Origin of the sequence: Klebsiella sp. 10982 (assembly GCF_048589245.1) — a bacterium.
GTDB classification, from domain to species: domain Bacteria; phylum Pseudomonadota; class Gammaproteobacteria; order Enterobacterales; family Enterobacteriaceae; genus Klebsiella; species Klebsiella quasivariicola.
On sequence record NZ_JBMAXV010000032.1, the window covers coordinates 40,311 to 65,363 of the forward strand.

Below are 25,053 nucleotides of genomic sequence, written 5' to 3' on the forward strand. Positions count from 1 at the left end.
CCTTACTCCTGAGAAGGACGTTGGCGGGTGAAGAGACGCTTCACCAGCACGAAGAACAGCGGTACGAAGAACACCGCCAGCAGGGTGGCCGTCAGGGTGCCGCCGATGATGCCGGTGCCGATCGCCACGCGGCTGTTGGCCCCGGCGCCGGTGGCGATAGCCAGCGGCAGCACCCCGGCGATAAACGCCAGCGAGGTCATGACAATCGGACGCAGACGGGTCTGCGCGGCGCGGATCGCCGCCCGGGAGAGCGAATACCCCTCATCCACGGCGGATTCAGCGAACTCCACGATCAGGATGGCGTTTTTCGACGACAGGCCGATGGTGGTCAGCAGCGCCACCTGGAAGTAGACGTCGTTGCTTAAACCGCGCAGCGTCGCCGCCAGCGCCGCGCCGAGCAGGCCGAGCGGGATAACCATGATCACCGAGAACGGCACCGACCAGCTCTCATACAGCGCCGCCAGGCACAGGAACACCACCAGAATCGAGATGGCGTACAGGCTCATCGCCTGGCCGCTGGCGAGCTTTTCCTGCAGCGAAATGCCGCTCCACGCCCAGGTGGAGCCCGCCGGCAGGCTGTCGGCCAGCTTTTCCATCTTGTCCATTGCCGCGCCGGAGCTGAAGCCGGCGGCGTTTTCGCCCTGGATCTCAAAGGCGGCGGAGCCGTTGTAGCGCACCAGGCTTTCCGGGCCGTATTGCCAGTGGGTGGTGGCGAAGGCGGAGAACGGCGTCATGCTGTTATCGCTGCCGCGAACGAACCATTTGCCGAGGTCCGACGGCACCGCGCGCGCGTCGCTCTCGCCCTGGATATAGACCTTCTTCACCCGGCCGCGATCGATAAAGTCATTCACGTAGGTACCGCCCCAGGCGCTGGAGAGCGTATCGGTCACATCGCTCAGCGACAGCCCCAGCGAGACGGCTTTGTTGTTATCGATATCCACCTGCAGCTGCGGCATCTGCGGCAGATCGTTAGCACGCACCGACTGCAGCTCGCTGCTCTGGTTGGCCGCCGCCAGCAGCTGGCTGCGCAGCTTCATCAGGCTGTCGCGGTCAGTACCGCCGCTGGCCATCAGTTCGAAGGTGAAGCCGTTGCTCTGCCCGAGACCGTCCACCGACGGCGGGGTCATGGCGAAGAGGGTGGCGTCGCGGATCGTCCCCAGCTCTTTGGTGGCCCGCAGGGCGATGGCCTGGGCGGTATTGTCGTCCCCTTTGCGCTGCGACCAGTTTTTCAGCGACACGAAGGCCATCCCGGCGTTCTGGCCGCTGCCGCTAAAGCTGAAGCCGTCGACGGTGAAAATGACGTCGGTATTGGCTTTCTCTTTGGTGAGGAACCAGTCGGTCACCTGGCGGCGCACCTCGGCGGTACGCACCGCCGTCGCCCCGGCGGGCAGGGTGTACTGGACCATGATTTCCCCCTGGTCCTCCACCGGCAGGAAGCTGCCCGGCAGCTTCCACATCGCCAGCGCCATCGCCCCGCAAATCAGCGCGTAAGCGCCCATCATCACCACGCCCCGGCGCAGGCCGCCGAGCACCCGGCGCTGGTAACTCGCCTCCGTGCGTCCCGACAGGCGGTTAAAGGCGCCGAAGAACCCTTTGGTGTGCGGTTTGGAGTGGCTGAGCAGCGCGCCGCACAGCGCCGGGGTGAGGGTTAGCGCCACCACCACCGACAGCATCATTGCCGAGATAATGGTTACCGAGAACTGGCGATAGATCACCCCGGTCGAACCGCCGAAGAAGGCCATCGGCAGGAACACCGCCGACAGCACCAGGGCGATCGCCACCAGCGCGCCGGAGATTTCGCCCATCGATTTTTCGGTGGCTTCGCGAGCGGGGAGCCCTTCGTCGCGCATAATGCGCTCGACGTTTTCCACCACCACGATGGCGTCATCCACCAGCAGGCCAATCGCCAGTACCATGGCGAACAGCGTCAGGGTGTTAATCGAGTAGCCGAACAGCGCCAGCACGCCGAAGGTGCCAAGTAACACCACCGGCACTGCCACCGCCGGAATAAGCGTCGCGCGGAAGTTCTGCAGGAACAGATACATCACGCAGACCACGAGGATAATCGCTTCGAACAGAGTCTGAATCACGTCCTCGACCGAGATTTTGATGAACTCGGTGCTGTCCTTCGGATAGGCGATATCGTAGCCCTGCGGCATCTGACGCTGGAATTCGGCGATTTTGCTTTTCACCAGGGTCGCGGTGTCCAGCGCGTTGGCGCCGGGGGCCATCATCACCGCGATCCCGGCGGCCGGATGGCCGTTCAGATTGGCGGTGGCGGTGTAATCTTCGCTGCCCATCTCCACCCGCGCGACATCGCTCAGGCGCACTACCGAGCCGTCGGCCTGGCTTTTCACGATGATCGCTTTGAACTGATCGGGCGTTTGCAGACGGGATTGCGCCCGCACGGTGGCGGTTAATTGCTGGGCATTGGACGACGGTAGCGCGCCGATTTTACCGGCGGAAACCTGCACATTCTGCGCCTCAATCGCCGACTGGACGTCGGAAGGCATCAGCGAGTAGGAGGCGAGTTTGGTCGGGTCCATCCAGACGCGCATCGCGTATTCGGCGCCGAACACCTGCAGGCTGCCGACGCCCTCCACGCGCGCCAGCGGGTCCTGCATATTGCTGACCAGCCAGTCGGAGATGTCGGAGCTGGTAGCGCGGTTGGTTTTGTCATACACCGCGAGGATCAGCAGGAAGCTGCTCTGCGATTTTTCCACCGTCACGCCGGACTGCTGGACTTCGCTCGGCAGTCGCGATTCCGCCTGCTGGACTTTGTTTTGCACCTGCACCTGGGCGGTGTCCGGGTCGGTCCCCTGCTCAAAGGTGACGGTGATGCTGACCGAGCCATCGGAGCTGCTGGTGGAGCTGAAGTAGAGCAGGTGGTCGAGCCCGGTGAGCTGCTGCTCGATCACCTGGGTGACGCTGTTTTCCAGGGTTTCGGCGGACGCCCCGGTATAGGTGGCGGAGATTTTCACCGCCGGCGGAGCGACGTCCGGATACTGGCCTACCGGCAGGGTGCGGATCGCCAGTACCCCGGCGAGCATAATCAGAATGGCGATCACCCAGGCAAAGACCGGGCGACGCACGAAGAAACGGGAGAACATCAGGCGTTGCCTCCGTTATTGTTGACGGCAACGGCCTTCACTGTCTGTCCGGGGGCCACTTTACCGGTGCCTTCGACAATCAGTTTATCGCCCGCTTTCAGGCCGCTCAGCACCAGCCATTTATCGCCGTAGGTGTCGCCGGTTTCCACGGTACGCTGTTCAACTTTGTTGGCGGCATCGACCACCAGCGCCGTGGCGTCGCCTTTGGCATCGCGGGTGATCCCCTGCTGCGGGGCGAGGATCGCGTCGTTCATAATGCCTTCATCGATGCGCGCGCGGACAAACATCCCCGGCAGCAGGACGTGCTGCGGGTTGGGGAAGATAGCGCGCAGGGTCACCGAGCCGGTGGATTCATCGACGGCGACTTCGGTGAGCGCCAGACGCCCTTTTTCCTGATAGGTGCTGCCATCTTCCAGGGTTAAGGTCACGCTGAGGGTATCGCTGTTGCTGGCCAGGCTTTGTTTGCGTAAACGCAGGAGATCGACGCTGGATCGCGTCAGATCGACATACATGGTGTCTAGCCCGCGGATCGTCGCCAGCGCGGTATCCTGATCGGCGGAGACCAGCGCCCCCGGCGTAACCGACGAGATGCCGATGCGCCCGGCAATCGGCGCGGTGACGGTGGTCCAGTTCAGGTTGATGCGCGCGCTCTCCAGCGCCGCTTTTTTCGATTCCACGCTGGCCTTGTCCTGGGCGCAGGTGGAGGCGGCGTCGTCGGCATCCTGGCGGGAAACGCCGTTATCCCTGACCAGCGACGCGTAGCGCTGGGCCTTCTGGCAATCGGAGACCACCAGCGCCTGGGCCTGTTTCAGCGCGGCCGCCGCTTCGTTCCAGGTCGCGCGATAGCTGGAGGGATCGATCTGGTAAAGGGCCTGCCCGGCCTTCACCATATCGCCTTCGGTAAACAGGCGTTTCTGAATGATGCCGCCCACCTGCGGGCGAACTTCGGCGCTGAGCGAGGCGGTGGTGCGGCCGGTGAGCTGGCTAACTACCGGCACCGGCTGGCTTTGCAGGGTGACCACGCCCACTTCCGGCGTGGGTTGCTGCGGAGCAGATGTCTGCGCATTATCGCATCCGCTAAGGAGAAATAATGCTGTCGCGATGGGAGCTATGATGTATTTCATTATATTTTCTCAAGATATAAGACGTCCGCCCCGTTTATTTAAAAACGAGGGAATAGGTTGGGCGCTGAGGCATTTTCGGATTACCGAAAATGACAAAAAAGGAACACAGATGTTCCTGAACGTGATTGTTATTGTGTCTCCGTTGAAGCCAACCTCTTCGGTCTTCAGGAGGTGAAAAGCGCATCTCCTCTGGTTTTGTGGTGAGAATGATCATTCTCATTTTTCTCCATTATACGATCCGCCGCGATAATGGAAAGGTTTTTTTGCTTACTTTTAGAACACAAAAAATTAAGGCAAATAATCATGGAGAAAATAAGAATATTTTGTGAAAGTGGAGAGGGAAAATAACGATTCGGCATCGCAATACTGGAGATAGTTAATGACACTAATCATTACAAAAAGCATTAATCCCGACGATCAACAAGAATTGCTTGCCGGTCTGCGGCACTATAATCAGCAGTATCTCGATGCGGCACAGTTTGGCGATCTGGGGGTTTACTCCCGCGATGCGCAGGGGGTGATGCAGGGCGGGCTGATTGCCAAACGCAAGGGCAACTGGCTGTGCATTGAGTATCTGTGGGTCAGCGAGACGACGCGCGGGCGCGGGCTGGGGAGCGAGCTGATGCAGGAGGCGGAACAGCAGGCGCAGGCGCTAGGCTGCAGCCATCTGCTGGTGGATACCTTTAGCTTCCAGGCGCTGCCGTTTTATCAGAAGTTAGGCTATCAGCTGCAGATGTCGCTGCCCGACTTCCCCCACGCAGGGATGCAGCGCCACTATTTGTCGAAGGCGCTATAACGGTCCTGGTATCCCCGGGCGGTCAGGTACCGTACCTGTGGTTGTGCCGGATGGCGGCATAAATGCCTTATCCGGCCTACGTTCCGAGCGGCCTGTTGTTGATATACCCACTTGCGCGACTGAAACTGCCGGTGTTGCGGCCTCAAAATCGCTGAGACGTTCCCGGAAGGCCGGGGCAGCCCGCATGGATGCGGGCTGAGGGCCGTGTTTTGCATGGACGCTGCCTCGGCCCGACCCGAAGCCTGCAGGGATAAGTCGAAGGGACCGCGTAGCGGCGATTTTGCTGGCCGGAGCCCGGGGGTACAGGGGGCGGCGGCGACTGGCCGCCCCCTGTGCGCTCCCTGCGCCATAAGAGACATAGCGCAGAAGAAATATCGGGAGCGCAATCTGCCCGGACATAACACGGGAGTGGTAGCCCTGCTAAGCGTAGCGCGAGCAGGGAAAATCCCGGATGGCGGCGCGTGGCGCCTTATCCGGGCTACAAAAGCGTCAAAACCACGCCTTAACCCCCGATGCCGTGGCCCATTAACGCCAGCGCGTGGCTGATGATGGTCTGGCGGTTGACCGCCTGTAAACGCGGATCGCTGTGAATGCGTGAAAATGGCACCAGCACCAGGCTAATCACCGTGGTAAACAGCAGTTCCGGCGCCAGCGCCGGGTTAATTTTCCCCTCCTGCTGCCAGCGACGCACCGTCTCCAGCATCACCTGAAAACGCTCCTCGCCGAAGCGGGCATCCATATGCTGGCGCAGAATCGGCATCTCGCCGATGATCTCCTGCATCCACAGCGGCGCGAACCAGGCGTTTTTCTCCGCCATATGCCCCAGCGTCTCGACCATCATCGTCAGCGCCAACACCGGGTCCTGCGGATGATCGACAAAAATGCGGCTGATGTGATTGCGCAGCGGCATAAAGCGCTCCTCAATCAGCTGGGTCACCAGCGCTTCCCGGGAGCTAAAATAGTAATGCAGCATCGCCGGCGTCACCCCGGCCTCTTTGGCGATGGCGTTCAACGATACGCGGCCCGCCCCGTCGCGGGCAAACAGCGTCAGGGCGATGTCCATCAACTGTTCGCGGTTGGCGGTACCCGGTTTTTTACCGCGCGGCCGACCCGGGCGGCGGGGAGCATCCTGATCCTTTTGTGCTGTCATGATATGGCGATCTCTTGACCCGACTCATTCTTTCACTAAATATTAATTATGCATTTAATTAATTTCAAGCGAGCGTTGTAATGACTACTCAAGTCGCAAACCCACCGGTGCAGTCGATACGCCTCCTGTTCAGCGCATTGCTGCTGGTGATGCTGCTTTCAGCGCTGGATCAGACCATTGTCTCCACCGCGCTGCCGACGATTGTCGGCGAACTGGGCGGGCTGGACAAGCTTTCCTGGGTGGTCACCGCCTATATCCTCAGCTCCACCATCGCGGTGCCGCTGTACGGTAAATTTGGCGATCTGTTCGGCCGCAAAACCGTGCTGCAGGTGGCGATTGGGCTGTTTCTCGTCGGCTCCGCGCTCTGCGGGCTGGCGCAGAATATGACCCAACTGGTGCTGATGCGCGGCCTGCAGGGGCTCGGCGGCGGCGGCCTGATGGTGATCAGCATGGCGGCGGTCGCCGACGTCATCCCGCCCGCCAACCGCGGCCGCTATCAGGGGCTGTTCGGCGGCGTTTTCGGCCTGGCGACGGTGATCGGCCCGCTGATCGGCGGTTTTCTGGTGCAGCACGCCTCCTGGCGCTGGATCTTCTATATCAACCTGCCGCTCGGCCTGTTCGCGCTGTTGGTGATCGGCGCGGTATTCCACAGCAGCAATAAACGCAGCCAGCATCAGATTGACTGGCTGGGAGCCATCTACCTCAGCATGGCGCTGCTGTGCATTATTCTGTTTACCTCGGAGGGGGGGACCGTTCGTCCATGGAGCGATCCGCAGCTATGGTGCATTCTGGCCTTCGGCCTGATCGGTATCGCCGGCTTCATTTATGAAGAACGGCTGGCGTTTGAACCGATTATCCCGTTGGACCTGTTCCGTAACCGCAGCTTTCTGCTGTGTAGCCTGATTGGCTTCGTCATCGGTATGTCGCTGTTCGGGTCGGTCACCTTTCTGCCGCTCTACCTGCAGGTGGTGAAGGAGGCGACGCCAACCGAGGCCGGGCTGCAGCTGATCCCCCTGATGGGCGGCCTGCTGCTGACCTCGATTATCAGCGGGCGGATTATCAGCCGCACTGGTAAATATCGCCTGTTTCCGATCCTTGGTACCTTGCTCGGCGTGGTGGGTATGGTACTGCTGACCCGCATCACCATTCACTCGCCGCTGTGGCAGCTGTATCTGTTTACCGGCGTGCTGGGGGCAGGTCTGGGACTGGTGATGCAGGTACTGGTGCTGGCGGTGCAGAATGCGATGCCGGCGAAGCTGTACGGCGTGGCCACCTCCGGCGTGACCCTGTTCCGCTCGATTGGCGGCTCCATCGGGGTGGCGCTGTTTGGCGCGGTGTTCACGCATGTGCTGCAGAGCAACCTGCAAAAACTGCTGCCGGAAGGGGCGGTGCTGCCGCAGGGAATGAATCCGGTGGCGGTTCAGCACCTGCCCGCGGATATCCGTCTCGACTACCTCGACGCCTTCGGCGCGGCGATCCACGCGGCGTTCCTGATGGCGGCCGGCATTATGGCGGTGGCGTTTGTTCTCTCCTGGCTGTTAAAGGAGGCGCCGCTGAAGACCGCGGCGCATTAAGCGGCGCCAGCGATGCGCAGCAGCGCCTGACGCAGCGCCGGCGCGGCAAAATCGATAAATTTCCTCAGCTTAAGCGGCGTCAGCTCCCGTGCGGTATACAGCAAATGGACCGGCGCGGGTTCCGGCTCGACGCGCTCAAGCAGCAGGCGTAGCTCCCCGTGGCGCAGGCCATCCAGCGCCTGATAATGCAGTAAGCGGGCCACGCCCACCCCCAGCCGCGCGGCATCGGCGGCGCTCTCCGGCGTGGTGACGGATAATACCGGCGGCAGGTTAATCAGCTGGTCCTCCCGCTCGGCGGTGCGAAAGCGCCAGCCGCGATAGGGCATCGGCGATTCAATACGGATGATCGGCAGCGCCGCCAGATCGCGCGGCCGCTGCGGCTCGCCGTATTTCGCCAGCAGCGCCGGATGGGCGCAGGCCACAATCCGCATGGTGCCGAGGCGGGTGGCCACCATGCTGCTGTCCGCCAGGTCGCCAATCCGCACCGCCAGATCGACATGGTCGCCCACCAGGTCGGCATTGCGATCGCTGAGCAGCAAACGGACGCGAATTTGTGGATAACGGGCGATAAATTCACCGATCACCGGGAGAACGTGCTGGCGGCCAAACATCGTCGGCGCGGAGATCACCAGCTCGCCTTTTGGTTCCTGATATTCGCCCGTCGCCTGGCGTTCGGCGTTTTCCACCTCCTCGAGGATCCGCCGGGCGGCGGCGACATAATCGACTCCGGCGTCGGTGAGCGTCAGTTTGCGGGTGGTTCGCGCCAGCAGGCGCACGCCCAGCGCGCTCTCCAGCTCGCCAATATGGCGGCTGACGGTGGTCAACGGCATGTTCAGCGCCCGCGCCGCCGCCGACATACTCCCCAGCTCGGTCACTTTCACCAGCAGCGCCATCGCGTTTAATCGATCCATTATTCTCCCGTTTTTCGGAAAGATGATTGCCACTTTACCCGTATTATCATTCATAACAGTACAGTCCATGATGGCGCCAGACAACAGGAGGCGCTATGGCAGCAACCTTTCTCGATATCGCCGTCACCCCGGACGTGATGGATGTGCAGCATGAAATGGGCAGCGACTCGCTGTGGCAAACGCCGCACAGTCGCCGCCAGGCCGACCGCTTCGGCGACAGCGAAGCGGGGATGATCGCCACCCGCGACAGCTTTTATCTGGCGACGGTGTCGCAGAGCGGCTGGCCCTATATTCAGCATCGCGGCGGCCCGGAGGGGTTTCTGCATCTGCTGGATGACACCACCCTGGCGATGGCGGATTTCGGCGGCAACCGGCAGTACATCACCACCGGCAATCTGCGCGGCAGCGACCGGGCCTGCCTGTTTTTGATGGATTATCCGCGCCGTGCCAGGCTGAAAATCTACGCCACCGTCGAGGTGCTGGCGACAGAGGACCACCCGGATCTGCTGGCGCAGGTGGCGCCGGCAAACTATCGCGCCCGCATCGAACGTCTGTTTCTTTTTCATCTGCAGGCGTTTGACTGGAACTGCCCGCAGCACATTACACCGCGCTACAGCGCGCAGCAGGTGGCGGCATATAGCCAGAACCTGCAGCAGCGTATTCATGACCTGGAGCAGGAGAATCAGCGCCTGCAGCAGCAATTAGCCCGCAGAGGAGAGTAAGCATGACCGAACAACGTCCCCCGTTACCGCCGTTTACCCGCGAGAGCGCTATCCAGAAGGTCCGCGCCGCAGAAGATGGCTGGAACAGCCGCGATGCCGAAAAAGTCGCCCTGGCCTATACCGTGGATAGCGAATGGCGCAACCGCAGCGAATTTGTCCACGGTCGGGGGCAAATTGTTGAGTTCCTGCAGCGAAAATGGCGCAAGGAGCAGCAATACCGGCTGATTAAGGAGTTGTGGGCATGGCAGGAGAATCGCATTGCCGTGCGCTTCGCCTACGAGTGGTGCGACGACAGCGGCAACTGGTTTCGCTCGTATGGCAATGAGAACTGGGAGTTTGATAAGCACGGACTGATGCAGACGCGCTACGCCTGCATCAACGATCTGCCGATTGCCGAGAGCGAGCGCCTGTTCCACTGGCCCCAGGGGCGCCGCCCGGACGATCATCCGGGGCTCAGCGATCTGGGGCTGTAAAACCGGCGTCGCCTCGCGGGTTAATCGGCTTTCGGGAAGTCAACCACCGTGTCGTTAACCCGGTTCACCATGTTGGTGAACAGGATCGCGCTGATGGCGCTGATAATCTCAATCACCTGCTGGTCGCTAAAACCGGCGTTGCGCAGCGCGGCGACGTCGGCTTCCGGCAGCGTCCCGGTGGTGGTCACCAGCGTCTGCGCGAATTTCACCAGCGCATCAAGCTGCGCCTCTTCCGCATACTCCCCACGGCGCAGGGCATGGATCTGCTCGCTGCTGAAGCCGGCTTTTTTCGCCATCAAGGTATGCGCGGCCAGACAGTAGTCACAGCCGGTGGCTTCGCTGACCGACAGGTTAATCGCTTCCAGCTGTTGGGCGCTGAGGCTGCCTTTGTGCAGCATGGCATTGTGCGCCAGCGCCTGCTGCAGCGCCGCCGGCGAGTGACCGCCGATGGTCAGGTAGGCGTTCGGCACTTTGCCCATCGCTTTTTTGATCCCGGCGAAAATATCGGCGGCTTTACCGGTGGCGTCTTGTTCACGGATATCAGCTAAACGGTTCATGGTTAACTCCTGTTGTTATCGAGGGTGTGTGTTGGCAATGGAGTCATCTTAGGCGCTTGCCGCATGCTAGACTGGCGGTCTTCGTCTCACCTTTTTGTCTTATCGTCTCAGGAGAAGCATGGATAGTCTCAGTCATCTGCTGACGCTGCTGGCGCCGCGCTGCGAAGTGAACCTGCACTGCCGTTTCGGCGGCCGCTGGCAGGCCGGGCACGATCAAATGCGCAACGGCGTGGTGCCATGGCACGTGGTGCTGCGCGGCGAGGGGCGGCTCAACGTCGGCAGCCAGACCCATCACCTGCGCGCGGGGGATGTCGTCCTCCTGCCCCACGGTTCGCCGCATGTGATGGAGAGCCTGGTGGAGTGGGGCCAGGTGCTGCCGGTGGCGCACCGGTTTAACGGTACGGTAACGGAAATGCGCGCCGGCCCGGCGGAGGGGGCGCTGGAGATGCTGTGCGGCGAATTTTATTTTGGCCCGCACGTCAGCTGGCTGTTCACTGAAGAATCGACGTTGATCCACCTGCATACCGATACGCGTGAAGACTGTCCGGAGCTGGAGGCGCTGCTTAACGTCCTGGTGCGCGAGAGCCTGGCGCAGCGTCCCGGCGGAAGCGCTATTGTGCGTAGCCTCGGCGATACGCTGCTGGTGCTCCTGCTGCGCATGCTGCTTGGCGAGCAACAGCCGCCCGGCGGTCTGCTGCGCCTGATGAGCGATGAACGTCTGATGCCGGCGGTGCTGGCGGTGATGGCGACCCCGGAGCAGCCGTGGACGCTGGAAACCATGGCCGCCCGTGCCTTTCTGTCGCGGGCCACCTTTGCCCGTCATTTTGCCCGCGTTTATCACCTGACGCCGCAGGCGTGGCTGTCGCAGCTGCGAATGGCGCTGGCCGCCCGGCTGCTGCGCCTGGAGCGGCAGACCAACCTCGAGGTCATTGCCGAACGCTGCGGCTTTCAGTCGCTGGCGTCATTCTCGAAGCGTTTCAAAATGCGCTATGGCGTGACGCCGGGCGAGTGGCGCCGGGGCTAGCGCGTCGCATTCCGCGAAGATGATTTTATTTCCAGTTGCGTGGTTTGCTGTTTATTACCCGACCCGAAAGTCGCTATAGTTTTGCACGGAAAAAAACAATGACAGTCAGGACAGACAGGGTGAAGAGGATGAGATTACGTTTACGGGCCGCCGCCGCAGTGATGCTGGCGGGTCTGGCGCTGGTCGGCTGCGACCAAAAGGGTAATGAAGCGAAGCACATTAAGGTCGGTGTGATTAACGGCGCCGAGCAGGATGTGGCGGAAGTGGCGAAGAAGGTGGCCAAAGAGAAGTACGGTCTGGACGTCGAACTGGTGGGATTCAGCGGCTCGCTGCTGCCTAACGAATCGACCAACGCCGGCGATCTGGACGCCAACGTCTTCCAGCATCGGCCTTTCCTCGAGCAGGACAACAAAGCGCATAACTATCATCTGGTGGCGGTCGGCAATACCTTCGTCTTCCCGATGGCCGGCTATTCGCGCAAGATCAAGTCAGTCGCCGAACTGAAAGACGGCGCGACGATCGCCATCCCCAACGACCCGACCAATCTCGGGCGGGCGCTGCTGCTGCTGCAAAAAGAGAAGTTGATTACCTTAAAAGCCGGGACCGGCCTGCTGCCGACGGCGGTGGATATCACCGACAACCCGCATAACCTGAAGATCATGGAGCTGGAAGGGGCGCAACTGCCGCGCGTACTCGACGATCCCAAAGTCGATGTGGCTATCATCAGCACCACCTACCTGCAGCAAACCGGGCTGTCGCCGGTTCGTGACGGCATCTTTATCGAAGATAAAAACTCGCCCTACGTGAACATCATCGTGACCCGGGAAGACAATAAAGACGCGGAAAACGTGAAGGAGTTTATGCAGTCGTACCAGTCGCCGGAGGTGGCGAAGGCGGCGGAGACTATCTTCAACGGCGGCGCGGTGCCGGGCTGGTAAGCCTACACACAGGGAGAGGCGCGTATGGTACGCCAACGGCAGGCTGACCTGCTGCTGATTGCCGCGACGGTGATTGCCGCCTGCGGCTGGATTTTTTCCCGCGAGGCGATCGCCGGCATGCCGGTATTCGCGTTCCTTGGGCTGCGCTTTTTCTTCGCCGCGCTGCTTCTGCTGCCGTTCTGCCGCGGTTTTCGCCCGCAAAAGCAGCACTGGCCAAAACTCATCATCAGCGGACTCTGGTTTGCCCTCAACCTCTGCCTGTGGATCTATTCGGTCTCCACGACGGCGTCGCTCGGCGAAGGGGCGTTTATCATGAGCCTGTCGATGATGTTCGTCCCGCTAACCGCGTGGGTGATGATGAAGGTGCGCCCGCCTCGCGCCTGGTGGGAGTGCCTGCCGATCGCGGTGGTAGGCCTGGGGCTGCTCAGTCTGCATATGCCGATAGCCTTCCACCCCAGCCAGGGCTGGTTTTTGCTGACGGCGCTGGTGCAGTCGATCTGGTTCTGTTACACCAGCCGCTGCGCGCGTGAAGTACCGCTGATCCCCCTGACCACCGTGCAGCTGGCGATCACCGGTATCGTCGGGTTGACCATCTCCGCTGCCGTTGAACGCTGGGACCAGCCGATGACCCTGCCGACTCTCGGCTGGCTGGTGGCCAGCATTGTCATCGCCACCAGCCTGCGCTTCGGTCTGCAGATGAAGGGGCAGAAGTACGCGGCGGTGGCCAGCGCCGCGATCATCATGGTGCTCGAACCGCTGCTGACGGTCATTGCCGCCGCGCTGTGGTACGGCGAACAGCTGCCGCTACAGAAGATTATCGGCGGCGTGCTGATCCTGGTGGCCCAGCTGTGGTTCCGCTGGCGGATGCTTAAGCCGTAAGCGGGCCGCTTCGCCGCTGCGCCATCAGCTGCAGCAGCGGCACCAGCGACAGCCCGTCCGGCATCTCGCCGCGGGCGATCAGCTGGTTTATCTCGTCGAAGGTAAACCAGCCGGTCTCCATCACCTCATCCTGATCTGCATCCATCCCTACCCAGCGTAAACCGGTGGCCAGCCAGGTGATAAACAGCTGATCGCTGCTGCCGTAGGAGGGGTTGAAGCGAATGATCTCCTCGACGCGTTGCGCCTGCCAGCCGGTCTCTTCCCGCAGCTCGCGCAGCGCGGCGACCGCCGGATCTTCCCCTTCATCGACGCCGCCAGAGGGAATGGCCCACACCACCTGATCGATCAGATAGCGGTAGTGGCGAATCAGCAGTACTTTCTCATCCTGGATAGCCACAATCCCCACCGCCGGGCGCGGGTAATGAATGGAATAAAAGTCGCGGCGCTCGCCGGAGGCGACATCAATCCCCACCTTACGCATGCTGAACCACGGCGTCTCGGCGATGACCTGCGGGTCGTGCATATCGGCGGCGGTCAGTTTCTTTTTCATCCTGCCACTCCTGTCAAAAATTGAGCCTTAAGAACAACATAGCCGGAGGCGGATGGCAACTGCCGCAGGTTGGCCCGATTTCATCGATCATTGTCCAAATGCCCCTGTTGAGCCAGGCTAGTACTCAGTACGATGTTCGTCAGATGACCCCACTGAGGAACACCAACATGAACATCACCCACATCCGTAATGCGACCCAGAGGATTGACTACGCCGGGAAAAGATTTCTCATCGACCCGATGCTGGCTGACAAGGGCGCCTGGCCAGGTTTTCCTGGCACTGCGCGCAGCGAGCTGCACAATCCGCTGGTTGAGCTGCCGTTTTCCCGCGATAAAATTATCGACGTTGATGCGGTGATCGTCACCCATACCCATGACGATCACTGTGACGCGGCGGCGATCGCCGCGATCCCGAAAACCCTGCCGGTGTTCGTCCAGCATGAGGCCGACGCCGCGCTGCTGCGCAGCCAGGGATTTCAGGATCTGCGCCTGCTGTCGGCAGACAGCGAATTTGCCGGCGTGCGCCTGCAGAAAACCACCTCCGGCCAACACGGCAGCGACCGTACCTACGCGGTGCCGGCGATGGCTGAGCGCCTGGGAGAAGCCTGCGGCGTGGTGTTTCGCCATCCGCAGGAGAAGACGCTGTGGCTGATGGGGGATACCATCTGGCGTGATGAAATTGAAGCCGACCTGCTGAAGCTGCGCCCGGACGTGGTGGTCCTCAACGCCGGCTACGCCCACGTCATCGGCTTTGGCCCGATAATCATGGGCAAGGAAGATCTTCTTAACGTGCACTTCGCCCTGCCGGAAGCGAAAATCATGGCTATCCACCTCGAGGCGGTCAACCACTGTCTGGTGAGCCGGGAAGAGATGCGCCAGTATGCGCTGGATAATCAGATTGCCGATGTGGTGAGTATCCCGCAGGATGGGGAAACCGTGGTTTATTAACATGCGCAAGGGGAAAGGACGATGAAACTCACCGACGTGGCGATTGTCGCTGTAGAGGGCTTTAGCCCGTTTCACTACGCCGTCCCCTGCATGCTGTTTGGCGATTCGGTCTCTGAAATCAAACGCTTTCATCTGCACATTTGCGCCGAGCGGCCGGGGCTGCTGCGCGCCCGCGATGGTTTTGCGCTGTACGCCACCGGCGATTTCGCCGCGCTGGAACAGGCGGATATCGTGGTGGTGCCTTACTGGGGCGAGGTCGATCGGCGTCCGCCGCAGGCGCTGCTTGATAGCCTGGTGCGGGCGCGGGATAACGGCGCGGAGATTGTCGGCCTGTGTCTCGGCGCGTTTGTCCTCGGCTACGCCGGGCTGCTGGACGGCAGGCGAGCGGCGACCCACTGGGAGTTCGAGCAGGATTTCCAGCGCCTGTTTCCGCAGGTGCAGCTGGATATCAATGCCCTGTATGTCGATGACCAGCGGGTGATCACCTCGGCGGGCACCGCGGCGGCGCTGGACTGTTGCCTGTACCTCATCCGCCAGCGTTTCGGCAGCCTCGCGGCCAACCAGATCGCCCGGCGGATGATTGTTTCGCCGCACCGCGAAGGCGGCCAGGCGCAGTTTATCGCCCAGCCGGTGCCGAAAAACACCCGCGATGCGCGGATTAACTGCCTGCTGGATTATCTCCAGCAGCATATTGCCGAGCCGCACAGTCTCGATTCGCTGGCCCGGGTGGTGGCGATGAGCCGCCGTACCCTGACCCGCCACTTCGCCCGGGCGACCGGGATGAGCATTACCGACTGGCTGACCGCCGAACGTCTGCGCCGCAGCCAGACTCTGCTTGAGGCGGGCGATCTGCCGGTCGAGCAGGTGGCGGAGGCGGTGGGCTATCTTTCAGCGGTCACCTGGCGCCAGCAGTTTAAGGCGCGCTTTGGCGTCAGCCCGACGGAGTGGCGGCGCACCTTTCGTCGCGGCGCTTAGCCGGCGAGGGTCGCACTGTCGATCACGAAGCGGTATTTCACGTCACCCTTGACCATTCTTTCCCAGGCTTCGTTGATCTCATCGCCGCGGATCAGCTCGATATCGGCGACGATGCCGTGTTCGGCGCAGAAGTCGAGCATCTCCTGAGTTTCCGGAATACCGCCGATCATCGAGCCGGCAATCGACCGGCGGCGGAAGATCAGATTGAACACTTCCGGCGACGGATGCGGCGTGGCCGGAGCGCCTACGAGGGTCATGGTGCCATCGCGTTTCAGCAGCGTGGTGAAGGCATCGAGATTGTGCGGCGCCGCCACGGTGTTGAGGATAAAATCGAAGCTTTTGACGTGGGCCGCCATTTCGTCGTCGTTGCGCGACACCACCACGTCATCGGCGCCCAGCGCTCTGGCCGCATTACGCTTGGATTCGGAGGTGGTAAAGGCCACCACGTGGGCCCCCATGGCGTGGGCCAACTTGATCCCCATATGCCCGAGGCCGCCGATGCCGACCACGCCGACTTTTTTACCCGGCCCGACGTGCCAGTGGCGCAGCGGCGAGTATGTCGTGATCCCGGCGCACAGCAGCGGCGCGACGGCGGCCAGCTGCGCTTCGGGATGGGTTATCCGCAGCACGTAGCGTTCATTAACCACAATCTGCTGGGAATAGCCGCCCAGCGTGTGGCCCGGTGCGTCCTGGGTCGGGCCGTTATAGGTCAGCACCATGTGGTCGCAGTAGTTCTCCAGCCCCTCGGCGCACTCTTCACACTGTTGACAGCTATCGACCATGCAGCCGACGCCCACCAGATCGCCGACGGCGTAGCGCGAGACGGCATCGCCAACCGCGGTCACCCGGCCCACAATCTCATGGCCCGGTACGCAGGGATACAGCGTCCCGGCCCATTCCGAGCGCGCCTGGTGGAGATCGGAGTGGCAGACGCCGCAATATTCAATGGCGATCTGTACATCCTGCGGCCCCGGGTCGCAGCGGGTGATGGCCATTGATTCCAGCGGCTGGCTGGCGGAGTAGGTACCAATAGCGTTGATCTGCATAGCGAAACCTCTACTTGATGAATTGTTTGCGTGGAACGGAAGATGGACGCGGCTGGTGAGTGGCATCGATAAGCGTAGCCTGGAGTGGGCGAGATGCGAGGGAGAAAACGGTTGAGAAACCCTCAGGCGCGGCGTGAGCCAGCGAAGTAAATAATAAGTTGGCCTTATCTTTATCGTCGCTAAGCCTTATAGGTAATTACGGCAAATAGTATTATTTATTCCTGTAGAATAGAGATAAATAGTTATTACAGATAATGATGCTTACACTCTTTTTATCCCCGTAACGTCTTGTCTTTTATTCGTTATTTCACCTGTTGATACTATGATTCACAACGAATCACTTTTTCAACCTGACCGATGGCATAAAACCATGTCGATACCTGCAGCCAGCCTCTCTACCGACCAGGCGTTACCGTCATTTTATTACGGAAGACAGACAAAGCCGCTATTCGCGGTGGAGTCCTTGGTATCTGCGTTCCGGCCCGCCAGCTCACCCTTTGCGCTGCCGCGATCGACCTATTATCGTTTTCCGCCGACCCAGGCTGAATCCGGATTAATTCTGCTCGAAGAGGGAATTGCCTCGCTATGCCATGCGGAAAACAACATGGTGATATCAACGATATTTTCCCCTTCGCTATTGGGATTAATCGATGGTTACGGCGTCTTTAACGGTATTCCGGAAAAACACCACTGCTCTCTGTTTGCTGAGACAGATTTGCGCGGACACTGGATAGGGCATCAGGCCGCGGTCGAGATCCTCAATGAGAAGAACCTGTGGCAGGATATGGCCCATGTTCTGGCGCAGCGGCTGATGGTGTTGAGCATGCGTTCGCAGGAGATGATGGGGGTGGATTCTTATCTGATGGTGCGAACCCTGCTAACAGAGCTGGCGGACTACCCGGAGGCATATCGTCGCCAAATCAACGTCCTGAGCTTTATTCAGCGCCGTACCAACTTGTCGCGTAGCCGCATTATGTCGATTCTGTCGGAGCTGCGCAAAGGCGACTATATTACGATCCATCGCGGCGTACTGAGGAGCATCGCCCACCCACTTCCCGCCCACTTTTAAGCCCGTGAGACGGAGGGGCGTGATTTTCCACCCCTCGTCAGCCGGCTGGCTAAGGCTCAATCGCCGTCAGGTAGTCCAGCCGCAGCGGCTCAGCCAGCAGGGACTCCATCTGCGTAATAAACGCCTGAAAATAGGGCATCGCGATATGGGCATCGAGGGCATCCTGCCCTTGCCACGCCTCGCGCATATAGAAGGTGTCCGGCGCGTCGCGCAGCTGAAACAGGGCGTAGTCGAGATTGCCCGGCTCCTGTCTTGTCGGCAGGAGCAGCGCCTGCAGGGCCTGGCGCAGGGCATCCGTCTGGCCCGGTTTTGCTTTGAGCACGGCGATAAGCGATATCATCTTAAAACCCCTCCAGCACGATCTTGCCGACGGCGCGCCCGGTTTCCAGCTGGCGATGCGCTTTCTGCAGATTGGCGGCGGTGATGGCGCCGTAGTGTTCGCCGAGGGTGGTTTTGATCGTGTGGCTGTCGATCAGCGCCGCCACGCGGGTGAGCAACTGATGCTGGGCGATCATATCATCCGTCTCAAACATTGAACGGGTGAACATAAATTCCCAGTGCAGGGACAGGCTTTTCGCTTTCAGCGGCACCACGTCCAGGGTTTCCGGATCGTCAATTAGCGCCAGCTTGCCCTGCGGGGCGAGAGCTTCAATTAGCGCTTTGAAGTGCTGCCCGGTGTTGGTCAGGCTGGCGACATGGGTCACCGACGTGATGCCAATGCGCGCCAGCTCGTCGGCGAGCGGCTTGCTGTGATCGATCACATGGTGCGCGCCCGCCTCCCGGACCCATTGCTGGCTTTCCGGACGCGAGGCGGTGCCAATCACCGTCATGCCGGTCAGTTTACTGGCCAGTTGCGTCAGGATCGACCCCACACCCCCCGCCGCGCCGACGATCAGCAGCGTGTCGCCGGCATTGCCGCCTTCCTCAACGCCGAGACGGTGAAACAGCAACTCCCAGGCGGTGATAGCCGTCAACGGCAGCGCGGCGGCGGAGGCGTTATCGAGGGAGCGTGGTTTATGCGCCACCAGGCGCTCGTCCACCAGCTGATATTCGCTGTTGCTGCCCGACCGGCCCAGCGCTCCGGCGTACCAGACCTCATCGCCCGGAGCGAACAGCGTGACCTCCTCACCGACGGACTGCACCACGCCAACGGCATCCCAGCCCAGGACCCGCGGCGTGTCGCCCTGGAATCCCGCGCGCACTTTGGTGTCCACCGGGTTGACTGAGATGGCTTTCACGGCGACCAGCAGGTCATGCCCCTGGGCGGTGGGGACCGGCAGGTCGATCTCCGTTAAAAACGGGATGTTGTTGCCGTCAGCGGCGGCTTGAGTAATGGCGATAGCTTTCATAACTGCTCCGGTCTGTGGTTCGGGTGAATGAAAAGATGACGCGATAGTAGACCGCTGCCGGGAGGGGAAAAATGGGCTAACGGCAATAACAGTTATATGCAGAAAGTGAAAATCAGCCCACCTGATAGAAATCGAGCATCACCCCCTCCTGGGTCCGGCCACCGGCGCAGATAAACAGCGAGGTGGTTAGCCAGCTGAGCGCCGATGTATCCACCTCGAAGGTGGGCACGGTGCGAAAATAGATGGCTTCTGGCGCAATATCGTTAAAAAAGCGCATATCGTCGGCGAAAAGCTGGTCATGGTACTGGGCCGGTACCCGGCGGATACCGTTGTTTTCCACATAGACCGTCCCGTCTTCCACTTGCAGGGCATAACGGGCGGACAGGCGGCAGGTGCCGTCGGGCTCGATAATCTGGCTATCGACGCCGCCGGGCAGCACGTGGCCGCGAAGTTGACCCGAGACGCTGCCGCCGACAATCGGGATCAGCTGGCGCTTACCGGTCTGCGGGCTACGGGAGACAATTATCGGTTTATCAACCTGGATGGTAATGGAAAAACAGTGTCTGAGTTCGGGGGTCATCATGGCTCTCCTGTTTCGATTAGCAACGGCACGCGGCCACCGCGCCAGTGTAACGGGTTTGCAAGAGACAAAATAACGCAGGGTTTGGATGAAAATGATTGGCTGGGATGATGAGTTTGGGGGGCTCAAGTTGGTATGGCGTGGCTTTGGGGGAGCAGAGGCAAACTGGCGGAAGATCACAGGAGTTGAACCTGCCCGGGACCGCTGGCGGCCCCAACTGGATTTGAAGTCCAGCCACCTCACCGGAGATGACGATCTTCCGCGCCTCGATTGCTACATGGAGGCGGGGCGCATTATAGCTACTTTCAGCCGTTTACCACATACCTGAATGCACTTTTTTACTGTGAAAACTGGACTTTACAGAACAGTCCTGGACAAATCCTCACAAAATCCGTGAGTTACACTTTTTCACTCCCTGATTCCCTACCACGATCACAGAAAACAAGAAACGTAATCTGATAACGAGATATCGCAATTCATCTTACCGCGACAAAGGGTTACAAAAATCGTAACCGGTACCAACCCTCGGTGCCGCTAAGGGAATAGTGCGCATATGAAAGATCATATTTTGTCCGTCAAAGAGAAAATTGGTTATGGCATGGGTGATGCCGCCAGCCACATTATTTTTGATAACGTCATGTTGTACATGATGTTTTTCTACACAGATATTTTCGGTATCCCTGCCGGCTTTGTTGGCACCATGTTCCTGCTGGCGCGCGCGCTGGACGCGATTTCCGACCCGTGCATGGGCCTGCTTGCCGACCGTACCCGCAGCCGCTGGGGTAAGTTCCGTCCGTGGATCCTCTTCGGCGCTATCCCGTTCGGCCTCGTCTGCGTGCTGGCCTACAGCTCGCCGGATTTAAGCCACAACGGCAAGCTGATCTACGCCGCCGTGACCTACACGCTGCTGACCCTGCTCTACACCGTGGTGAATATCCCCTACTGCGCGCTCGGCGGCGTGATCACCGATAACCCGACGCAGCGCATCTCGCTGCAGTCCTGGCGCTTCGTGCTGGCGACGGCGGGCGGCATGCTCTCCACCGTGCTGATGATGCCGCTGGTCAACTTTATCGGCGGCGAAGACAAAGCGCTCGGCTTCCAGGGGGGTATCGCGGTGCTGTCGGTGATTGCCTTCCTGATGCTGGCTTTCTGCTTCTTTACCACCAAAGAGCGTGTCGAAGCGCCGCCGAGCAGTACCTCGATGCGCGAAGATCTGCGCGATATCTGGCGCAATGACCAGTGGCGGGTGGTCGGCGTGCTCACCATCCTCAATATTCTCGCGGTCTGCGTTCGCGGCGGTGCGATGATGTACTACACCACCTGGATCATGGGCTCGGCGGCGCTGTTCACCGTCTTCCTCACCACCTACTGCGTGGGCAACCTGATTGGCTCTGCACTGGCGAAACCGCTGACCGACTGGAAATGCAAAGTCAGCGTCTTCTGGTGGACCAACGCCCTCCTGGCGGTGCTCAGCGTGGCGATGTTCTTCGTACCGATGGACGCCGAAATCACCATGTTTGTCTTTATCTTCGTCATTGGCGTACTGCACCAGCTGGTGACGCCAATCCAGTGGGTGATGATGTCCGACACCGTCGATTACGGCGAATGGTGTAACGGCAAACGCCTGACCGGCATCAGCTTCGCCGGCACCCTGTTTGTGCTCAAGCTGGGCCTGGCGCTGGGCGGCGCGCTGATCGGCTGGATGCTGGCCGGCGGCGGCTATGACGCCGCCGCTAAAACCCAGAACAGCGCCACCCTCACGATTATTATCGCCTTGTTCACCCTCGTTCCGGCGGTGTGCTACCTGTTGAGCGCGGTGATCGCCAAACGCTACTACACGCTAAAAACGCCGTTCCTGAAAAAAATGATGGCCGAGCTGGCCGAGGGCGCGCGTCGCAACGAACAAGACTTCACCGCAGCCCCGATCGACAAAGAATGGCAAAACTAAGAGGACGTTTTAATGAAAATCAGTGATGGAAACTGGCTCATTCAACCAGGGCTCAACCTGATCCAACCCGTACAGGTTTACGAGGTTGAGCAGCAGGGGAATGAAATGGTGGTTTATGCCGCGCCGCGCGATGTCCGCGAACGCGCCTGGCAGCTGGATACGCCATTGTTCACCCTGCGCTTTTTCTCGCCTCAGGAAGGGATAATCGGCGTGCGCATGGAGCACTTCCAGGGCGCGCTGGATAACGGTCCGCACTATCCGCTGAACGTGCAGAAAGACGTCCATGTCGAAATAGAAAATACGGCCGAGTTCGCCGAGCTGAAAAGCGGCAGCCTCAGCGTGCGGGTGACTAAAGGTGAATTCTGGGCGCTGGATTTTCTGCGCGACGGCGTGCGTATCACCGGTAGCCAGCTGAAAAACAACGGCTACGTGCAGGATAGCAAGACCCAGCGCAACTACATGTTCGAGCGCCTCGACCTCGGCGTCGGCGAAACCGTCTATGGCCTCGGCGAGCGCTTTACCGCGCTGGTGCGCAACGGCCAGACGGTAGAAACCTGGAACGAAGACGGCGGCACCAGCACCGAGCAATCTTACAAAAATATCCCGTTCTACCTGACCAACCGCGGCTACGGCGTGCTGGTGAATCATCCGCAGCGCGTCTCTTTCGAGGTGGGTTCGGAGAAAGTCTCTAAAGTCCAGTTCAGCGTTGAGGGCGAATACCTCGAGTACTTCGTGATCGACGGCCCGACGCCGAAAGCGGTGCTTAACCGCTATACCCAGTTCACCGGCCGCCCGGCGCTGCCGCCGGCATGGTCGTTCGGTCTGTGGCTGACGACCTCGTTCACCACCAACTATGACGAAGCGACGGTGAATAGCTTTATCGACGGCATGGCCGAGCGCCATCTGCCGCTGCACGTCTTCCACTTCGACTGCTTCTGGATGAAGGCCTTCCAGTGGTGCGATTTTGAATGGGATCCGCAGACCTTCCCGGACCCGGAGGGGATGATCAAGCGCCTGAAGGCGAAAGGGCTGAAGGTCTGCGTGTGGATCAACCCGTACATCGGCCAGCGTTCGCCGGTGTTCAAGGAGCTGAAAGAGAAGGGCTACCTGCTGAAGCGCCCGGACGGTTCGCTGTGGCAGTGGGATAAGTGGCAGCCGGGGCTGGCGATTTATGACTTCACCAACCCGGAAGCCTGCCAGTGGTACGCCGACAAACTAAAAGGCCTGGTGGCGATGGGGGTCGACTGCTTCAAGACCGACTTCGGCGAGCGTATCCCGACCGACGTGCAGTGGTTTGACGGTTCCGACTCGCAGAAAATGCACAACCACTACGCATTCATCTATAACGAGCTGGTGTGGAAGGTGCTGAAAGAGACCGTCGGCGAGCAGGAGGCGGTGCTGTTCGCCCGCTCCGCCTCGGTGGGCGCGCAGCAGTTCCCGGTGCACTGGGGCGGCGACTGCTACGCCAACTACGAATCGATGGCGGAAAGCCTGCGCGGCGGGCTGTCGATCGGCATGTCCGGCTTCGGCTTCTGGAGTCACGATATCGGCGGTTTCGAAAACACCGCACCGGCCCACGTTTATAAGCGCTGGTGCGCCTTTGGCCTGCTCTCCAGCCACAGCCGCCTGCACGGCAGCAAATCCTATCGTGTGCCGTGGGCCTACGACGAAGAGTCCTGTGACGTGGTGCGCCACTTCACGCAGTTGAAATGCCGCATGATGCCGTATCTCTATCGCCAGGCGGCGCTGGCCAACGAGTTCGGCACGCCGATGCTGCGCGCGATGATGCTCGAGTTCCCGGACGATCCGGCCTGCGACTATCTCGACCGCCAGTATATGCTGGGCGATTCGGTCCTGGTGGCGCCGGTGTTCTCCGAGGCTGGCGACGTGCAGTTTTATCTGCCGGAAGGGCACTGGACGCACCTGTGGCATAACGATGAATTGCCGGGTAGCCGCTGGCATAAGCAGCGTCACGATGCGCTGAGCCTGCCGGTCTACGTTCGCGACAACACCCTGCTGGCGCTGGGCAACAACGACCAGAAACCCGATTACGCCTGGCATGAAGGCACCGCCTTCCAGCTGTTCCAGCTTGGCGATGGCAAGGAAACGGTCTGTCAGGTTCCGGCGGCCGACGGTTCCGCGATCTTCACCCTGAAGGCGAAGCGCCAGGGCAACACTATCACCGTCAGCGGTGAAGGCGAAGCCCGCGGCTGGACGCTGTGTCTGCGCAATATCCCGCAGGTCGCGGGCGTGCAGGGCGGTACGCAGACCGGTAGCGAAATGGGCGTGGTGGTGAGCGCCGAGGGCAATACGCTGACGATTACGTTGTAAATAGGTTAACAGCAGCAGCCCTCTTCGCCAGGCGGAGAGGGTTTTTTTATTCCATTTTTGTACAAAAAGTAACGTTCATTTCATAGTGGTGACTCAGGCCGCAGACGCTGTCGCCGAACGGTGTTAGCGTATTCTGCCGCTGAGAGGAGCCCGCCATGGACTTAGAAAATATCTTTCGTGACGTGAAGCTAAGCAAAACGGAAATGACCGTGCTGCGCTTTATTCAGAACGACCCGGAGCAGTGTATCCGCCAGGGCGTCCGCGCGGTGGCAGAGCAGTGCTATAGCAACCCCTCTTCGCTGGTCCGGCTGGCGAAGAAACTGAAGTTCAGCGGCTGGCTGGAGCTGGTCTATTTCATCAAGTTCAATATCACCATGCCGAAGCTCGATGTCACCAACGATATCGACTACATGAGCGTTCAGCCGGAAGAAGCGCTGACGCCGCTGCTGGCAAGCCTTAAACAGCAGCGTATCCTGATCCACGGCAGCGGCTTTTCGCAGCTGATTGCCCAGTATATTTACAACAAGTTCCTCGTCACCGGCGTGAATGCCAGCCTGGCGCTGTGGCCCGATTACGAAATCCTCGAACAGAAAAACGCCGCCTGCTTCGACTCCATCTGGATCGTTTCTAAATCCGGGCGCAGCAGCTCGGCGCTTAACTGGGTGAAGGCCCTGGAGGGGAAGGAGATTAATCTGGTCTGCTTTACCGGCGACTATCAAAGCCCGCTGGCGCAGGCTGCGGATACGGCGTTTATTATTCACGATCCGCAGAAGTTCGACGATGATATTTACTGGAGCAACCCGTTTTTCGGCTACTGCATATTGGGCTTTGAGCGGTTGTTAAAAATGTGGTTTACAAGCGCACCTTGCACGATGTAGCCCTGCTAAGCGCAGCGCGAGCGGGGGAGCATTCCCGGATGGCGGCTGACGCCTTATCCGGGCTACCGGGTGATGTGGCTATTTTGTCGGGTGGCGGCTTACGCCTGACCCGACCTTGCCTG

At 60.4% G+C, this 25,053-nt stretch carries 25 protein-coding genes and 1 tRNA gene; 14 read left to right on the forward strand and 12 right to left on the reverse strand.

The window, feature by feature from the left end:
- Positions 1 to 2: 2 nt before the first annotated feature.
- Together eefB and eefA are read right to left on the reverse strand one after the other, a co-directional pair.
- Positions 3 to 3,110, reverse strand: coding sequence for a multidrug efflux RND transporter permease subunit EefB (gene eefB / locus ACKLKD_RS20690; RefSeq protein ID WP_080897985.1), 3,108 nt, complete (start codon positions 3,108 to 3,110; stop codon positions 3 to 5).
- On the reverse strand, positions 3,110 to 4,234 hold the full coding sequence (gene eefA, locus ACKLKD_RS20695) for a multidrug efflux RND transporter periplasmic adaptor subunit EefA (protein ID WP_016529678.1): 1,125 nt from the start codon (positions 4,232 to 4,234) through the stop codon (positions 3,110 to 3,112). Before eefA ends, eefB begins: the two co-directional genes overlap by 1 nt.
- A 206-nt stretch (positions 4,235 to 4,440) precedes the next feature.
- Between eefA and ACKLKD_RS20700 the strand changes: the two genes are divergently transcribed.
- On the forward strand, positions 4,441 to 4,563 hold the full coding sequence (locus tag ACKLKD_RS20700; protein WP_046620780.1) for a hypothetical protein: 123 nt from the start codon (positions 4,441 to 4,443) through the stop codon (positions 4,561 to 4,563).
- On the opposite strand, the gene ACKLKD_RS20705 is transcribed toward ACKLKD_RS20700, so the two are convergent.
- Positions 4,523 to 4,639 carry a hypothetical protein gene (locus ACKLKD_RS20705; RefSeq protein ID WP_162676795.1) on the reverse strand — a complete coding sequence of 39 codons (117 nt, stop codon included), beginning with the start codon at positions 4,637 to 4,639 and terminating at the stop codon, positions 4,523 to 4,525. The two genes, ACKLKD_RS20700 and ACKLKD_RS20705, sit on opposite strands and share 41 nt — an antisense overlap.
- Here ACKLKD_RS20705 and ACKLKD_RS20710 point away from each other — a divergent pair.
- A complete protein-coding gene (locus tag ACKLKD_RS20710) occupies positions 4,614 to 5,030 on the forward strand; it encodes a GNAT family N-acetyltransferase (RefSeq protein ID WP_046620763.1) in 417 nt (138 codons plus the stop codon). The genes ACKLKD_RS20705 and ACKLKD_RS20710 overlap by 26 nt on opposite strands.
- Positions 5,031 to 5,532: 502 nt before the next feature.
- On the opposite strand, the gene ACKLKD_RS20715 is transcribed toward ACKLKD_RS20710, so the two are convergent.
- Entirely contained in the window at positions 5,533 to 6,180 is a 648-nt protein-coding gene (locus ACKLKD_RS20715) for a TetR/AcrR family transcriptional regulator (RefSeq protein WP_080897983.1), read from the reverse strand.
- An 80-nt stretch (positions 6,181 to 6,260) separates the two neighbouring features.
- On the opposite strand from ACKLKD_RS20715, the gene ACKLKD_RS20720 reads away from it, so the two are divergent.
- Positions 6,261 to 7,754 (forward strand): MDR family MFS transporter, encoded by a 1,494-nt coding sequence (locus tag ACKLKD_RS20720; RefSeq protein WP_080897982.1) that lies wholly within the window; start codon positions 6,261 to 6,263, stop codon positions 7,752 to 7,754.
- On the opposite strand, the gene ACKLKD_RS20725 is transcribed toward ACKLKD_RS20720, so the two are convergent.
- Positions 7,751 to 8,719 (reverse strand): LysR family transcriptional regulator, encoded by a 969-nt coding sequence (locus ACKLKD_RS20725; RefSeq protein ID WP_370511768.1) that lies wholly within the window; start codon positions 8,717 to 8,719, stop codon positions 7,751 to 7,753. The genes ACKLKD_RS20720 and ACKLKD_RS20725 overlap by 4 nt on opposite strands.
- Positions 8,720 to 8,760: 41 nt before the next feature.
- On the opposite strand from ACKLKD_RS20725, the gene ACKLKD_RS20730 reads away from it, so the two are divergent.
- Both ACKLKD_RS20730 and ACKLKD_RS20735 read left to right on the forward strand, forming a co-directional pair.
- Positions 8,761 to 9,387: a pyridoxamine 5'-phosphate oxidase family protein gene (locus ACKLKD_RS20730; RefSeq protein ID WP_025714568.1), complete on the forward strand. Its 627-nt coding sequence runs from the start codon at positions 8,761 to 8,763 to the stop codon at positions 9,385 to 9,387.
- A 2-nt stretch (positions 9,388 to 9,389) separates the two neighbouring features.
- Entirely contained in the window at positions 9,390 to 9,860 is a 471-nt protein-coding gene (locus ACKLKD_RS20735) for a DUF1348 family protein (RefSeq protein ID WP_025714567.1), read from the forward strand.
- A 20-nt stretch (positions 9,861 to 9,880) separates the two neighbouring features.
- Here the strand turns inward: ACKLKD_RS20735 and ACKLKD_RS20740 are convergent, their stop codons facing one another.
- Positions 9,881 to 10,417 carry a carboxymuconolactone decarboxylase family protein gene (locus tag ACKLKD_RS20740; RefSeq protein ID WP_025714566.1) on the reverse strand — a complete coding sequence of 179 codons (537 nt, stop codon included), beginning with the start codon at positions 10,415 to 10,417 and terminating at the stop codon, positions 9,881 to 9,883.
- A gap of 118 nt (positions 10,418 to 10,535) precedes the next feature.
- On the opposite strand from ACKLKD_RS20740, the gene ACKLKD_RS20745 reads away from it, so the two are divergent.
- The 3 genes from ACKLKD_RS20745 (at position 10,536) to ACKLKD_RS20755 (ending at position 13,258) form a co-directional block, all read left to right on the forward strand.
- Positions 10,536 to 11,441: an AraC family transcriptional regulator gene (locus tag ACKLKD_RS20745; RefSeq protein WP_025714565.1), complete on the forward strand. Its 906-nt coding sequence runs from the start codon at positions 10,536 to 10,538 to the stop codon at positions 11,439 to 11,441.
- A gap of 128 nt (positions 11,442 to 11,569) precedes the next feature.
- A complete protein-coding gene (gene nlpA, locus ACKLKD_RS20750) occupies positions 11,570 to 12,379 on the forward strand; it encodes a lipoprotein NlpA (RefSeq protein WP_012967033.1) in 810 nt (269 codons plus the stop codon).
- A gap of 24 nt (positions 12,380 to 12,403) precedes the next feature.
- Positions 12,404 to 13,258 (forward strand): DMT family transporter, encoded by an 855-nt coding sequence (locus ACKLKD_RS20755; protein ID WP_002922972.1) that lies wholly within the window; start codon positions 12,404 to 12,406, stop codon positions 13,256 to 13,258.
- On the opposite strand, the gene ACKLKD_RS20760 is transcribed toward ACKLKD_RS20755, so the two are convergent.
- Positions 13,248 to 13,808: an NUDIX domain-containing protein gene (locus tag ACKLKD_RS20760; protein WP_016161989.1), complete on the reverse strand. Its 561-nt coding sequence runs from the start codon at positions 13,806 to 13,808 to the stop codon at positions 13,248 to 13,250. The genes ACKLKD_RS20755 and ACKLKD_RS20760 overlap by 11 nt on opposite strands.
- Before the next feature lie 167 nt (positions 13,809 to 13,975).
- On the opposite strand from ACKLKD_RS20760, the gene ACKLKD_RS20765 reads away from it, so the two are divergent.
- Together ACKLKD_RS20765 and ACKLKD_RS20770 are read left to right on the forward strand one after the other, a co-directional pair.
- Positions 13,976 to 14,755, forward strand: a complete 780-nt coding sequence (locus tag ACKLKD_RS20765; protein ID WP_080897981.1) for an MBL fold metallo-hydrolase — start codon at positions 13,976 to 13,978, stop codon at positions 14,753 to 14,755.
- 21 nt (positions 14,756 to 14,776) lie between these two features.
- Entirely contained in the window at positions 14,777 to 15,730 is a 954-nt protein-coding gene (locus tag ACKLKD_RS20770; RefSeq protein ID WP_025714562.1) for a GlxA family transcriptional regulator, read from the forward strand.
- Here the strand turns inward: ACKLKD_RS20770 and ACKLKD_RS20775 are convergent.
- Entirely contained in the window at positions 15,727 to 16,776 is a 1,050-nt protein-coding gene (locus ACKLKD_RS20775; protein ID WP_080897980.1) for an NAD(P)-dependent alcohol dehydrogenase, read from the reverse strand. The two genes, ACKLKD_RS20770 and ACKLKD_RS20775, sit on opposite strands and share 4 nt — an antisense overlap.
- 370 nt (positions 16,777 to 17,146) lie before the next feature.
- On the opposite strand from ACKLKD_RS20775, the gene ACKLKD_RS20780 reads away from it, so the two are divergent.
- Positions 17,147 to 17,845, forward strand: a complete 699-nt coding sequence (locus ACKLKD_RS20780; RefSeq protein ID WP_025713950.1) for a winged helix-turn-helix transcriptional regulator — start codon at positions 17,147 to 17,149, stop codon at positions 17,843 to 17,845.
- Between the two features lie 49 nt (positions 17,846 to 17,894).
- Here ACKLKD_RS20780 and ACKLKD_RS20785 read toward each other — a convergent pair whose 3' ends face one another.
- The 4 genes from ACKLKD_RS20785 to ACKLKD_RS20800 form a co-directional block, all read right to left on the reverse strand.
- Complete coding sequence (locus ACKLKD_RS20785; protein ID WP_025713949.1) at positions 17,895 to 18,185, reverse strand: putative quinol monooxygenase; 291 nt, start codon at positions 18,183 to 18,185, stop codon at positions 17,895 to 17,897.
- 1 nt (position 18,186) lies between these two features.
- The gene (locus tag ACKLKD_RS20790) at positions 18,187 to 19,194 is read right to left on the reverse strand and encodes a zinc-binding alcohol dehydrogenase family protein (protein WP_025713948.1); all 1,008 of its coding nucleotides are present in this window, start codon (positions 19,192 to 19,194) and stop codon (positions 18,187 to 18,189) included.
- Positions 19,195 to 19,306: 112 nt separating this feature from the next.
- Positions 19,307 to 19,774, reverse strand: coding sequence for a DUF3237 domain-containing protein (locus tag ACKLKD_RS20795; RefSeq protein ID WP_025713947.1), 468 nt, complete (start codon positions 19,772 to 19,774; stop codon positions 19,307 to 19,309).
- 166 nt (positions 19,775 to 19,940) lie between these two features.
- Positions 19,941 to 20,035: transfer RNA gene (locus tag ACKLKD_RS20800), tRNA-Sec, on the reverse strand.
- A 292-nt stretch (positions 20,036 to 20,327) separates the two neighbouring features.
- On the opposite strand from ACKLKD_RS20800, the gene ACKLKD_RS20805 reads away from it, so the two are divergent.
- The 3 genes from ACKLKD_RS20805 (at position 20,328) to ACKLKD_RS20815 (ending at position 24,931) form a co-directional block, all read left to right on the forward strand.
- A complete protein-coding gene (locus tag ACKLKD_RS20805) occupies positions 20,328 to 21,722 on the forward strand; it encodes a glycoside-pentoside-hexuronide family transporter (RefSeq protein WP_025713946.1) in 1,395 nt (464 codons plus the stop codon).
- Positions 21,723 to 21,734: 12 nt separating this feature from the next.
- Positions 21,735 to 24,053, forward strand: a complete 2,319-nt coding sequence (gene yicI / locus ACKLKD_RS20810) for an alpha-xylosidase (protein WP_080897979.1) — start codon at positions 21,735 to 21,737, stop codon at positions 24,051 to 24,053.
- Between the two features lie 155 nt (positions 24,054 to 24,208).
- Entirely contained in the window at positions 24,209 to 24,931 is a 723-nt protein-coding gene (locus tag ACKLKD_RS20815; RefSeq protein WP_025713944.1) for a MurR/RpiR family transcriptional regulator, read from the forward strand.
- Positions 24,932 to 25,053 lie beyond the last annotated feature (122 nt).